The 13970-nt window shown below is 51.1% G+C and carries 9 protein-coding genes; 3 read left to right on the forward strand and 6 right to left on the reverse strand.

Annotated features, from left to right (window positions below; translation table 11 throughout):
• Positions 1–101 precede the first annotated feature (101 nt).
• Both JJN09_RS05665 and JJN09_RS05670 read right to left on the reverse strand, forming a co-directional pair.
• Entirely contained in the window at positions 102–1202 is a 1101-nt protein-coding gene (locus JJN09_RS05665) for a hypothetical protein (RefSeq protein ID WP_249486183.1), read from the reverse strand.
• Positions 1199–2182, reverse strand: coding sequence for a hypothetical protein (locus JJN09_RS05670; protein WP_126570273.1), 984 nt, complete (start codon positions 2180–2182; stop codon positions 1199–1201). Before JJN09_RS05670 ends, JJN09_RS05665 begins: the two co-directional genes overlap by 4 nt.
• A gap of 278 nt (positions 2183–2460) precedes the next feature.
• On the opposite strand from JJN09_RS05670, the gene JJN09_RS05675 reads away from it, so the two are divergent.
• Positions 2461–3162, forward strand: coding sequence for a hypothetical protein (locus JJN09_RS05675; RefSeq protein ID WP_126570272.1), 702 nt, complete (start codon positions 2461–2463; stop codon positions 3160–3162).
• A gap of 461 nt (positions 3163–3623) precedes the next feature.
• Here the strand turns inward: JJN09_RS05675 and JJN09_RS05680 are convergent, their stop codons facing one another.
• The gene (locus JJN09_RS05680) at positions 3624–8681 is read right to left on the reverse strand and encodes an ATP-binding protein (RefSeq protein ID WP_249486185.1); all 5058 of its coding nucleotides are present in this window, start codon (positions 8679–8681) and stop codon (positions 3624–3626) included.
• A gap of 37 nt (positions 8682–8718) precedes the next feature.
• Positions 8719–8874 (reverse strand): hypothetical protein, encoded by a 156-nt coding sequence (locus JJN09_RS05685; RefSeq protein ID WP_158628947.1) that lies wholly within the window; start codon positions 8872–8874, stop codon positions 8719–8721.
• 852 nt (positions 8875–9726) lie between these two features.
• On the opposite strand from JJN09_RS05685, the gene JJN09_RS05690 reads away from it, so the two are divergent.
• Positions 9727–10578: a hypothetical protein gene (locus JJN09_RS05690; RefSeq protein ID WP_126570270.1), complete on the forward strand. Its 852-nt coding sequence runs from the start codon at positions 9727–9729 to the stop codon at positions 10576–10578.
• Between the two features lie 215 nt (positions 10579–10793).
• Here the strand turns inward: JJN09_RS05690 and JJN09_RS05695 are convergent, their stop codons facing one another.
• The gene (locus JJN09_RS05695; protein WP_249486187.1) at positions 10794–11405 is read right to left on the reverse strand and encodes a dTMP kinase; all 612 of its coding nucleotides are present in this window, start codon (positions 11403–11405) and stop codon (positions 10794–10796) included.
• Positions 11406–11554: 149 nt separating this feature from the next.
• Here JJN09_RS05695 and JJN09_RS05700 point away from each other — a divergent pair, with 149 nt between their 5' ends.
• Positions 11555–12688, forward strand: coding sequence for an aminotransferase class V-fold PLP-dependent enzyme (locus JJN09_RS05700; RefSeq protein WP_249486189.1), 1134 nt, complete (start codon positions 11555–11557; stop codon positions 12686–12688).
• On the opposite strand, the gene JJN09_RS05705 is transcribed toward JJN09_RS05700, so the two are convergent.
• Positions 12685–13656: a 5'-nucleotidase gene (locus JJN09_RS05705; protein ID WP_249486191.1), complete on the reverse strand. Its 972-nt coding sequence runs from the start codon at positions 13654–13656 to the stop codon at positions 12685–12687. The genes JJN09_RS05700 and JJN09_RS05705 overlap by 4 nt on opposite strands.
• Positions 13657–13970 lie beyond the last annotated feature (314 nt).

A 13970-nucleotide genomic window follows, 5' to 3' on the forward strand; every position in this document is an offset into this window, starting at 1 on the left:
GATGTCTACTGCGCTGGGGCAGTCCATCTATGGCAGGGAGGTGTCTACGAACCCCGGTGCGACTCAAAAAGCCTGAAACGCGTGACGAAACTACATTTGATTTATGGGTCGATCTTGCGACGCAGCCACGACAATGGCCCAAAAATGCAGAAGACGATATAGAGCAGTGTTCGCATAAATGCTCGCACCGGCCACCATGCAGGCTTCCATTTAACATTGAGTTCAAAGACCCCTTCAGGCCTGAAATGAGCCAGCGGATGAGTTAGGAAGCTATGCCACAAACCATCATTTGAAATCAGTCCGCGTAAATTTTCAGGCACAAAGAAATCCGAGTGGCCGAAATTCTTGTTACGAACATTGAGAGCACTCCTCGAGGCATAGCCTACTGTTCCGCCGGGGCCCGCCCCCGGAATGGTGTATTGCGAAAACGGTACGGCCGTGTCCTTCGCTCCGACGTGATTTAAGACGGCTTCCACCCGACCTTCTGCGATAGGGCGCTCCCAATCAAAATCGGGACGTACGATGCTGCCGGCAGTAATGACGCGCCCGAACTTAAGATCGATGAATTTAGGATCCTCCAGGATGAGCGAGAAGAGACGGGTGCCGAAGCTATGCGCAATGATGTCGGGGCTTGAGGGGCGTTGGCTATCCATCGCCTGATTGATCGCAATCCTGATTCTCTCACCTAGCTGCCTTGCTAGCCTTCGATGGAGTGGCTTTATCAGGACGTCTACTGTCGCCCAGCCATATTTATAAATGAGCACTGGGGCTGAGTAGCGAAGTCGATTGGCGATCTGCCAACTGAACTCTTCCTGCCAGGGAGCGCGACTGTTCATGCCATGGATGACAATGACCCACCTTATATCGCGGCTGGTTTCACCCACGAGGCGATAGAAATACTCAACGATGACCTCCTCGCCTTCCAACTGATAATCAGCGTGGCAATTCGGGCACATCGTGATCGTTTTAGCTGTGCCGGGCGCAAACACGTAAGGGCAAAGCGGGCATCGATAGGTCTCGATTCTTCGTGCTGCAGCTGATGCCACCAGTTCTTCGATAAAGGCATGTAGTGCTTGGTCGCTCGCCTGCACACCGACCGCCTGCGCGAAATGCGCGAGTGTGAATTCCAGGCCGTCACCTAGCTCTAGGCGCCGACTAATTTCCGCTCTCCAGCGACTCGCCTGCGATTCTGAAGTGTTCATGCTTCGTTGTTGTACCCCCAGAGAAGCTCAACAATTTTGAATACATCCTCCCGCTTGCATTGTGCCCAAATCCTGAGTCTCCCTTCACTACCATAAACTTGGACTGCAATGCGACGACTCGTCCCGTGTTCCTCAGCCACAAAATGAAGCATGCCCTGTGCTCTATCGAATTGGCTGGCATCCACTGCACGGAGTACGCCCCGAACTGCTTCCACGGATTCAATTCCTCCTTCAGCCAGAGTTGACGCCATCTCCACATAGCCGCTGTCGAGCTCGAACCGGGTCGAATGCACGCCCCTATCATCCCTGGCGGCCACCTTCACCGCTTGGCTGAGCGTTATCTTTGCGAAAGGAACATTGGGGCAACCGATGGCCACTAATGCAGCATGGATATCGGCGAGAACTGCATAGTGGTCAATCTCTGGGTTTCGGTGAATCAAGATCGCGCAATAACCATCACCGAAACGCCATTCGTATCGAACAACACTACGATCGAAGCGTTGACGATAGGCATCAAACCGAAACCGCTCGAGCTCCTCCTCCACGATAAAATCCTTCGGCTTCCAGCGATTCCATCCTTCTTTGCTCTGGTGCCACTCCATCGATAATCCGACATCTCCGAGACCGATATGCTTGAGCTCAAGCCCATCGGGAAAATCAAGGCTAGCGCTAGAGCCCAGAACGCCAGCATGCGGACTGGCGGCTATGCCATTGGCAAGCGCGGCAGCATCGATCTCTGGAGGTTGGAATAAGTAGAGGTGCTGATCGCCCCAGCCTTCTACCTCTGCAAGCCAGGCTTCCAGCGTCCCCTGGGTGATAACTTCTTCATCAATGGCAGAATCAAGGTTGCTCGCGAAATCTTCCTTCGTGACTCCGATCTTGGTGCCGCTGTTGCGTAGCAGCTCTTTGATGAAAGAATTTCCTTGGGCGACGACGACCCGATGCACCAATTCCTTGAGTTCCAGCTTGCTCAGCTCCACGGTCGTACTCCCTCTGATAGTGCCCACCTTCGTATCGGACTGACGTTAGCGAAAATCTCGCCCGCGCGATATAGCCATGAGCCATCATGCATTACTATGAAAGGATCCCCCGGTTTCATACGGTTTGCTCACCAGGGCACAGCGCAGCTTTTTGAAGTGCCAACTCAAAGAGCCAAAGGGCTAGGCAAGAGCCCATTTCGCGTAGGCGGGAGCACTGAAATTCGCAATACGTCTGTGCATCGCATAGGCGCAAATTAACTAGCTTTAGGTAGCACACCATGGATTTGCAACGCTTCCTGAATGAATTCCACCCTTTGCTGACGGAGTATGAGCGCAGTGCGTTTCGCGACTTCGTATTTCCCTACGAAGTAACCCCTCACAACTATTTGAGCGAAGCAGAGGCATCATTATCGAGGTTGACCTCCGGCGGTTACCGTGAGGCAGTTGCAAATGCAAAGAGAGCAATTGACTGCCAAATTGAAGCGGTCATCGAGACGCTTGGGCTTCGCGGTGGCAACACCTTCCCGTCTAGGTTAGCTGCAATCCGAACGATCGGTCTGGTGGCTCCGCGTATTTTAGAAAAAATCAACAAACTGCGAAATACGATTGAGCATGACTTTGTCAATCCGACACGAGAACAGGCTGAGTTAGCAGTCGATACAACTCTCCTCTTTGTCGAACTAACGCACCGAGTGTTTCGGCAGACGGTGCTCCAATGCGCGATATATGATCCAACGCCGCAAATAACACCATGGATCAACTGGGGGCCCAACTATTTGGTTTTCGAAATGATTGGTGATGCTGAGGGGATTGAGATTAAAGGTGAAATTGAAGGAGAAGCGTCACTGCGACAGTTAATAAAACGCACAGACATAGAATATATTCCGCTTCTCAAATTCTTTCTCGCTGGTGATTTCGCCTATTCAGACGTAACAGACGAAGACTTAATCAAGAATTTGCGAACGGAGATCGAGGTCTAGATTTTCGGCTACTAACACCCCCCCCGTAGAGGCAAAACTCAAATGCACGGCTACTTTTGGCCATTTTGTGGGAAGTATTGTTAAGCAATGGCTTGCGATGAATACCGCACAACAGACATTAACTCTCATCTACAGTGACATTCTTTCTCACCTCTCCCTCCATTGGTTCGACCGTAGCCGCGAACAGGATCCTGAGTACGCCAAGCTTTCAGGGTTGTTCCTTCTGGGAACATCGTAGGCATACCAGCAAGAAAAGCGCCGGATCATGGTGATTGGTCGTGAAACTCGAAGCTGAAGAGCGTGGATCGAAGTATTGCTCAAGGGAGATAGTCTTACCGGCTGCTCCGGTTAACCTCCGGCGACGGGTGTGTAAGGAGCCAGGGTTGAGCCATTCAAACAACGATCCTTCAATTCAGGATGACAAGCCCTGGGCCGAACAGCCCAGGGTCGTCACACCTAGTTTATTTGGAGATGCGTCGCGAGCTGACCAAATTTTCCCGTAGGAAATAGGCCCGGGCAGAACCTTTTTTCACGGTGCAATCCAAAATGGTGAGGCAATCTTTGTGCTGCGCCCTACTTAACTCACCGCGCTCATCCACGTTTAAAAACCGCGCAATAGCCATCTCCAGGTAATAATATGCACCAACTTCTTTGGAGGCCAGATCTGGATCCCGGCGTAGAGCTTCAGCCACTGTATGAATGCCCTGACGTAGGAAATGATCAGGATAGTAATACATATGTGTAGTGAGTGACTCAAAAACAATCGAATTCATGACAAACTGTTTCGTGAAATCGATCAGGTAACGAGCCCCATGCGTCATGCGTGCACGCTCTGCCTCATTAGGCTTGCCCCTGATAGGATAATCAAGAAATAGCATTCCCCTTAGGAACTTTAAGACGCTCTCCCGCTTGGAGTGCGGTAATAGGCCAAGGTCAGCAGTTGCAGCGTACTGCATCTCTGGTTCGAACAGCCTCCAGAGGCCCCAGATAGCATCCAGAGACATGGATTTCTCTAGTTCGATTTCAGCGCAAAGCTTAACCATATACATGAAATGTGGATCATTACGGCAGCCTTGCAGCACCCAATCACGAACAGGCTCGAAATTAGCAGGTACCGAAGCCACTACATGCTCCGCTAAGCACTTCTGCATTGCTTCCTGGGCCTCCAGGCCAGCCCAAGAATCCCTGTCATCTTCGCTACCGTCACAGATATAGTTTACAATCCCGCTCAAGATAGCTTTAACATGATCATTGTCACTTGCCAAAGGTTGCATGAGCAATATCAAGTGCAGCGCCCCAGCATGCTGACTATTAAAAAAAAACGTTGCGTCAGCTGAAAATTCAGCAGACACCAGTTCTGCCCTGTAGCCCTCCATAAGTGCTACAGCTTCTTCCCCCTTCACCCCTCCTCTTCCAGACCTAATCAGTGCGTAACAAGCTTGCTCGATCTCCGAAAGCCGCATCAGCCAAGTGCTGCAGACCAATGCAAAGTCCCTGTCGATGTCCCACAGATAATGACGCACGCCCTTCGCGGCAGCTAGCCGGACGTAATCATTCGGATGGGTCAGACAAGTTGCAATTAAATGTTTAACTTCTTCAAAGTCCTCCTCCTGAACGACCTCAAACAGTTTTGGGATCATGACAGCACAAGCCGATTCACCACCCAGGTCGCCCGTGCCGGTAGATGCAAAGCCATTGAAATCATTAGCCCCAAACCTTACAACCTCCACTATTCGGTAGATGATCCACTGAAGATCCTCATCAGACAGCGTGTCCAAGTGATCGCGTAGCCCTATTGCCGCCGTCGTTACGACTGCACCCAGAGCCATCAATCCAAGCTTTGTCTGAACCACCCCCTTAGAAACGTCATCTAGCAGTCCGATGGCCTCTTGTAATGCTTGATGATAAGTTTCGTACGGTTCTGAACTAAGTGCATTCTTGTTGAAGACTGAATCAGACCATCTGTGCAAGCGGAAAATGCGGTAATCGAAACTTTGTTGAGCGTGGTGTGCAGCTCTTTTTTGCTCCAGCTCGGTTGGAAGCGGCTTCGCCACTCTAAGCTCGAATATATTCTTCTCCTGTGTTGGCACTACCGTCATATCTCTTGTATCTGTACGATGCAACATGTACTGGATACTCTCAGATTCTTCGGGTGAGAGGTTTTTGAATTTATCGAGAATAGCAAGTGCGTGGGGCTGAAGCTCGGGATCAAGCTGAATTTGTAATAGCAGATCCTCTAGTGAACGGGCTCTCCAAGGACGCGCATTAGACCTATTGCGCTCATCAATATAGGCTTCCACGAGGAGTTCTCGACCGAAGGGAACTCGTGGATACCCCATTGGAGTACGTTCTTTGACAATCCTGTTGATTTCAAGGCCGTAGAAATGCTCACACCTAATAATTGGAAGTGCTTCGCTCCCCACCTTTTTTGGAAACGCGACTGCAATTGAAGCCAGCAAACCTGTAATCAATCCTGAACCGCTATTCTCAAGAAGGTAGGTGAAAACTCTTTTGAATTCGGCATCGTTGCCTTCTGATTGGGCTTGTCGGATAAACCAGTTTTCCAGTGCCATGAGTGCGCAGTGCAGCATCCCAGGTACTACAGATAGCCCGCGATATGCTTTCCAAAGCTGTGGGGACACCCACTGCACGATGTCCGACCCATTGTTCAGCCTTAGAGTGACTTGGGCAAGCTTCGATTCATCGTATAGATCTGACCACTCCGGCGCAGCCTTGGGATGAGGTGACTCTGCTTCAACCAAGGCATCCGTACACCAATTACAGAGTTCGAGAATGAAGCTGATAGCTTTATCAGAATGATAGGTCAATAGCGCATGGAAGGGCCCTTTTAGGCCACTTGAGCCGGGAGACAAGTCGACATTTTCAAGCCCGAACGAATCATTTCTCCTATATGCGTAATAATGGTCGTCTTCCACCTTAAACCACTCGTGACGCGCTAGGCGTATGACAGTATCTGGCATATGCTGACACAGTACACCAGCACTTTCTCGATTGAGCACTAGTTGGGTGAGCGATCTGACGTAGCGCGGCCTATTCGCGTTTTTGACTATGAATACATCACGCTCAAACAATGCAGCAAGCTCTTCTCTAACCACATAAGCTAGCCTCAGGACAATTAAGATCAGCTTAGATCTCATCTCATCGCGCGAATAAGAGTCTTTGTTCACATCAATAATATGCAAGGCTAATAATGCAGCCTCCCTGAGAGCTTCATCCGCCCAGCCGTCTAAGTGATAACTATCCCCCCAAACACTCAACGCCTCAAAAACATTTCTGAGAATTTCGGCATGCAATGATTGTCGGTGGTTATAGGCAAACTCAAAGCACGCACTCCATCCTCGCCCAAACGGGGTCAGAATTAAAGTGTTCGGAAACTGTTCAAGCGCCTCGCTGGGGAGAAGCCCTTTTAGGCCTTCCCACGGGCGCTGACAAGTTGTTCTGAGTATAAACAGGAGCTTTTCAAATAACGCGAAGTCGTTTTTAACAATCAGCAACTGGATGGAGTTCAGTAATTCCCTAGGGGTGTCACTATGAAGCACTGCCGCAAGCGTCTCATCCTTCCAGTAATCAGAAATTGACTCACTGGAAAGTATCTGCTCCACCAACTCTACTACTGTCGCATCTTCTCGAAGGCGGCGCAGCAACCATAATCGAAAGCCACGATTGATCGCAGGTTCGCTGCCGATAGCATTCAAAAATTCAAAAGCAGAATCCGCGTGATCCTCATACTCCTGATCTATAAACTTATCCAACGCCCAATCTTCGAAAACGTCGTGGCTCGGGCTAACGTATGAGTTTTGGACGCGGAGAATTAGATCGTCAGCCTCAAGCTGCTCGACAGCACCAGCATCGAAATCCCTTGCTGGAACACCAAACACCATACTCTTGGCACGTTTCTTCGAAATTTCTACAAAAGTTCTTTCCCTACGATCAGGCATTCCGTCTCCACGCCTGTCGCTCCTTGCAATCACCGATTCCCAAATTCTGCTACGAAACTCAGATTCTGTGTCTGTATCAGTGAACGTTTGGTTGTTTGCCAATGCGCGAACCGCCAAATCAACAAAGAATGGCACCCGCATGATCGCAGAGAGTGAAGGGTTTTTGATAAGCGGTCCCAGGGCAGGCAGTTCCACGCACAAGTGCGCTAACTGCTCAATCGTGAAGCCACCTATCGAAACCGTTTGGAACTTTATATCGGCCGGCTGCAGATGCGTGAAATTCAACTGCTGCATGCCATAGCTTCGCCCGGTCGCGATGAACGTCCACCCACCAGACTTCTGAATAAACCTCAGCAGCTGTTGAAACGCAGTGGGATCCTTCAACTCCAATATGCGCTCAATGGACTCAATCACTAATACTTTATTTTTGATGAGCGCAAGGTGACCAGCAATTTGCCCAATTGTACTCTCCAGACCTATCGAGCTAAACACCTGGCCGAGACTCGGCTTGTCTAGATCCTCAGCACGAAGGTAAAAAGGCACACAGTCCTTCAATCGCTGACTCAAGAAATGTTTCACCAGCGCTGATTTGCCAGCGCCACGATCGCCAGAAACCAGAATTATTCCATCTTCTAGAAACAGTTGCTCCAAGTTGGTCATTTCAACGTCACGGTTGACGTGCACATTCTGAATGCTGTCCCTGATACCTTCGTAAATATACTCCCCCTGTTCGCTCAGCTTGAGGATATCCTGAGCCAGCTTCGCGGACACTGCTGGCTTGAATATTTCACCGAGCTCACCCAAGTTTTCTCGGGTGATCGTGCCACCATTGTGGTTAAAGCTTTGCACATGCTCGACAATTCGAGCCATTACGGCATGCGATGGCTGGTCGGTATAGCAAGAAATCAATGCATTGACGAAAGTGCTGACAACCGAGGCTTTGGCGTCTACATCATAAGACAGCACATAGAAAACCTTGAGAAAACTCCACAGTTCATGATCCGACAGGGTAACCCCGTCATTTGCGGAATTTAATTGATCCCTGAACATCTGCAAGCGATTTTTCTTGGCATCACTAGTAAAGCCTTTCGTTTGGCTTTTTCGAATAAACTCTGCAGCGTCGCTGGAATACCTGGCCCATTCCAGCACTGGCAAGGTGTTGTTGACATCATTTTTCGGCAGCACGCCTACGACAAGAGCGATAGCATCCGTTTTTGGATTGAAGTTCCCTCCGGAGAAATCTTTCCAGGCGCTGGTCATCACCTCAGAGAATGTAGAGTCTTCCGAACTTCCAATTTTAATCTCATGCTTAACCTGTCCGAACAGCCTGCAAGTAGAGCCTGCTCTGTCAACAGCCTCCATCACGAAATCGTCCGTATTGACACCCTCGTATTTTGCTTGAAGCTTGATAGATGTAGCCCTTGCGGCATGTGGCAAGCCTGGGATCGGAGCGTCAGCAAGCAGCGCTAAAGTGAAAATTGCTTGAACTTTGTTCTCAAAAACAACACCACCCCCACCAGTAGAAAAAGGATTACTTTGCTCTTTTGTACTGCTCACCATGGTTTCAATCCCTTACCAATCCATTGCATCTTTCGAGTTAATAATCACTTTCTGCCATGGCACGCGCGGTTTTCAACCCGTTTATTCGGGCCTCGATAGATGCGACGGCCTGATTGTGTGCTGCCATCACGTTAGGGAGAAGGTTGAAGTCCTTGTAAATGCGGTAGCCACGGATGTGGATTCTAGTGATCATGATCGTCATTCCTTTGGCGAAAAATTCGGTTTTGTCTGTAGTCGAATCTAGTTGCCCGCGATGCTATAGGCGAAGTGTTAGCCCTGTCGATCCCCTCTTGCGCCGTGTGCTACCACCCTGCCCTCCCGGGCGGCGTGCGTTACGGTTCCCGGGAGTGCCTACAGCATTGGTAGTCATCGAAACCCGTAGTGACGGGCTCCTTCTGACCAAAGCTCGTGCCGAACTGGATCGGATTTGTAGGTGAAACTCACGCCTTGAATTTTGTGAATTGCGATGCCACCCCGGTTTAGCCTCAGACTGGGCTCTGGCGCATGTACGTAACCCATATAGCGAGTCGCTGGTTCTTGCATCGATGGACTGCCTTCCCAAATTTGCGGATAAAAGATCCGCTGATCCTCATCCGGCTCCCATAGATTCACGTGCTCAAGGGCTTCATGATCGTCGGTCTTCTCGACGCCACTGGCCTTGTGAAAGAGGATGACGTTCAGGCCTGGAGAGGCATCTTTAGCCTTCTTGCCCACTTCACTGTTGGAAAGCTCCTAAACTTACTGATGGGCATCCTATAAATAAAATTCAGTGCACAAGGGTGAAATGCTCAAGCACCATGTCATAGCCCAGTCATCTAGTATCCCTAGCCCGAAAAGTCGTCAATTACATGAGCGTAGGATTTCATCCGCGATACCTGCCTCAGAATACTGACCAACTTTATTGCTGCTCCACTGCTTTGACTCGTTTCGAGTATGATTTCACCGCGTAGATCGATCGCCCATTAAGGCGTTGCACAAGTACTAAAGAAGCAGCGCCTTCGGATGCCACAACCCGCTGACGTCCATTTTCTCCAAGGAAAAAGCCATGCTGCAATTCGATCCAAATTGGCGGTTTGAATCCCCTGGCACCGTGGGTGCAAATGTCGTCAGCGACATCCTCCAACATGTGATAAATCGGGTGGCTGGCACGTGCAGCAGAAAGCATATACTGGAAACATTCAAACGCCGCTTTGCTCAATCTATCGGCACTACAACGGGCACCAGCTCATCTGAAAGCTGGGCAGAATCAGATCTTGAAACATTCATGGCTCAATCTGCAGGCCAGAACGCAGCGCTGTTCGCAGAGGCTCTTTATGACGGGCTTGCGGACATCGACTCGATGGATGTGAACGCTGCTATTCCTCCGTGGCTCTATGTCAATAAGTACCTTGCCCCTTGTGGGTTTGCCATTGCCCCTCCAAACCTGATAACGACGGCTGAATTCAAGCCAATTCCTGTCCCGCAAAATGTCCCGTCGCTTGACGCTAGGGCCAACGAGAAAATCCAGCGCTCACTCAGCGACTCAGAACATATGTTGGCGTCGGGGAAAAATCGGGCAGCAGTGCAGGAAATACTCTGGCTGCTCGAAACGATTTCAACCGCTTTTCGCGGAACCGAGTTTCCGGATGGCAACGTCACGGGGAAGTACTTCTCAAAAATTATTGGCGACTTACGTCGGCTCAACAAGGGCAAAACTTTAGATCGAGTGAGCGTCTGGCTGGACAGCATTTATGGTTACTTGTCCGCGCCAGATGGTGGAGGGATCCGCCATGGGGCCTCACTTAGCGAGCATGAGGAGCTAACCGTGGGTGAGGCTCGTCTTTTCTGCGACCTGTCACGAAGCTTCATCACATTCTTGTTGCACGAGCATACTCGTCTGGCGGGAAAAAAATTCTAATCTGAAAATCAAAACTGGGAGTCTTCAACAGACAAGTCAGAGGCCCGTCATGAACATAAATCTGTGAACATTAGGCTCCAAAAATCGTAGCTAAACCCAGTAGTGATTGATGTAAGGATCGGTCATGAACAAATAACATCGCCCACTTGTTAAATGATGTGTATGGGCGGAACTTTACCAACCCCTGCCTAAACCCAGCTGATCAACCTCGACAATCAGCCAAGCAATTTATAGATCTCAGAAACCACCTGCATAGTCGAATCCTCGATCGTTCCTTCATTACGGCACAACACCCAACCATGATCGGCAGCCGCTTGCTCGAACATCTCCGTACACGCGACATGCTCAGCGTGCTTCTGGATTACAGTGCCACCCAGTCCTCTGGATCGTGCCGTTGCCCTTGCCCATGAAACATCCGGCGCGGTGACGACGCCGACATGCAGGTCTGGCACCCGCACGTTTCGTTCGATATTCAACCGGAGAATCTCTGCAAACGGGACGGTATGGCGAAACGCGGCGTCAGACGGATACCAGCGATCGATCAGGATAATGCTGCCCAGCGGCTGTTTAGTCAGCACGTGCCGGGAGATCCAGCTACGGCTATCAGCAAAGCGCTGACATACAGCCCACTCCAGATCCCGGGAGTGATTTCTGGCAAGTTCGTTAACCAGGACCATAGTGTCCCCTCGGTAGGGATCGCTTTTTCTCTCGCAAAGTCGGATGACTTTCTTGTTGTCGGCCCTGAGAACTGCCGTAATGGCTTCCAATAATGTGGTTTTGCCGGTTCCTTTTGGCCCATCCAGAGAAATAAACAGCGGACGATTCATTCTTCACACAACAATTGAGACATTGATGAGCACTCTATCCTCATTTCTGCAATTCAATCAGCTCATCCCTGCCCTTTGCCTAGACTTGCTTCCCAATGATGTTCGCCAGACCTTTTGACTGGCCAGGGAATCACATAAGGAGTCACCCCATGTCAAAGCTATATCCCGGAATTGATCCTGAAGGGCTTGTCGAGTACTCGGTGGTCTACACCGACCGCTCGCTCAATCACATGTCGCGGTCCTTTCAAGCCGTTATGAGGAACATTTCCCAGACCCTGAAAGAGGTCTACAACGCCGAGGCGGTTGCGGTGGTTCCGGGCAGCGGCACCTTTGGCATGGAAGCAGTGGCGCGACAGTTCGCCACCGGCCAGCAATGTCTGGTGATACGCAACGGCTGGTTCAGTTATCGCTGGAGCCAGATCCTTGAGACGGGCAACATCCCGGCGGCCACGACGGTGTTGAAAGCCCGACCGGTCGAAACGGGTCGCCAGGCCGCCTACGCCCCGCCCCCTCTGGACGAAGTCCTGGCAGCCATTGCGGCGCAGAAGCCGAAGATTGTCTTCGCTCCCCACGTTGAAACCTCATCAGGGATTATCCTGCCCGACGAGTACCTGCGGGCCGTCGGCGACGCCGTGCATGCGGTGGGTGGCCTGTTCGTGCTGGACTGCATCGCGTCCGGCACGCTTTGGGTTGATATGCACAAATGCGCCGTCGATCTGCTGATCAGCGCACCGCAGAAAGGCTGGAGCGCCTCCCCTTGCTGCGCCCTGGTGATGTTCAGTTCTTTGGCCCTCGAGCGCATCGAGCAGACGCAAAGCAGCAGCTTCGCCTGCGACCTGAAAAAGTGGCTGCAGATCATGCAGGCCTACGAACAGGGCGGACATGCCTACCACGCAACCATGCCCAGTGATTCTCTCGCGCGGTTCAACGACGTAATGAAAGAGACGCAAGCCTACGGTTTCGAAAAGGTCCGCAGCGAACAACAGGTTCTGGGCGACCGGGTGCGCGCAATGTTGACCGCTAAAGGCTTCAAAAGCGTGGCCGCAGCCGGCTTTCAGGCCCCAGGCGTCGTGGTCAGCTACACCGATGATGCCGATATCAAAACCGGTAAGAAATTTGCCAACCACGGCCTGCAGATCGCCGCTGGGGTGCCATTGCAATGCGACGAACCGGCCGACTTCCAGACCTTCCGGATCGGTCTGTTCGGACTCGAGAAACTGCACAACATCGAGCGTACGGTCAGCACCCTCGAGCAGGCACTGGATGAGGTGATGGTTAGCTAAACCCTCATCTCGCCCGCAGCGGATGACGTGTCCGTTGCAACATTATTGGTGATGCCGAAAGGAATGTGCACTGACGGAGCAACTGCGCTGGTCGACTTGAGAAGCCCGGATTGGTCATCGAAAAAGATATGCGGCTTCAATACGCCCAAAATTTTGCCTTTATCGATGCCGCCCAGGAAGAAAGCGTCGTTGGCCATGACGCCCCAACTCTTGAGCGTATTCATTGCGCGCTCATGAGATGGAGCATTACGCGCTGTGACGATCGAAACACGAATCCGATTTTCGTACTCGGGATTGAGTTTCTTGTGTTTCTCCTCAACGGTTTGAATTTTGGATATCCGCACCATGAATTCCTTCAGCGGTCCTGGGTTATGAGGCTGCATGACATTCTTCACTTCATGGGCATGAAACTCCGTCAACCCAGACGATTGCATGATCGATTCAGATTCGTCGCCGGCGAGTACGCCATCAAAGTCGAATGCGATGCGCAGGGTTTGGTCAGTTTCGTCGTCTTCGAATTTTGAGTCGAGCACCTGTCCGGCTGGATACCCCGCCTTGATCGCACCTTCTACGTCCTTTTTTTCACCCGATAAGAACAGCGCGATGTTCAGTGCCGGGATGTACTCATACGGGGATTTTCCCTGCATGAAAATCGCTCGGGTCATCCCAAGTCCGTAGTGCTCGATTGTCTTCAATACGCGTAGCCCTGTATCCGGGTCATTTCGCGATAGAAGGATCACTTCCACCAGCGGATCCGCAGGATCGGCACTAAGGTCATTCACTGACAACAGACGTTTTATGAAGGGGAACGCGATCCCTTTGGGTAACGGGACGTGGAGGTTTTCTTGCTGAAACTTGCGGTACTCCTCCTCTCCCTGACTCTGAAACACCGCGTCCGATGCCACCAGGTCAAACACAGCACTGGAAGCCACTCCAATCACCAGGCGATTTTCTAACTCGTAGGGCATTGGAACCTCTCTCCATACCTTTGGACACCAATTACGCGTTTATACGGAATTTCCGACGATTGCGTAACGCCACTCAAGAAGGCGTCGAGATGTATGTTTCTTCGACGCCAAGCTGAAACTCTTCCGATCCATTCCCGCCGATCCTGTTCGGCGGGAACCACCAAGTCGTGATCAGCCTGTCATAAATTCCATATCCGCTGACAAAAAACCGACTTTTCCACCGTTCCATTAGTCCCTGAGGATCCGCGAGGACAAGGCCAGCGTCGATCCGTCGCACCATTGAGCGCCAAAACCCCTTTCATTCTGAATTAGTG

Source organism: Pseudomonas sp. HS6, from assembly GCF_023375815.1.
Taxonomy (GTDB): domain Bacteria; phylum Pseudomonadota; class Gammaproteobacteria; order Pseudomonadales; family Pseudomonadaceae; genus Aquipseudomonas.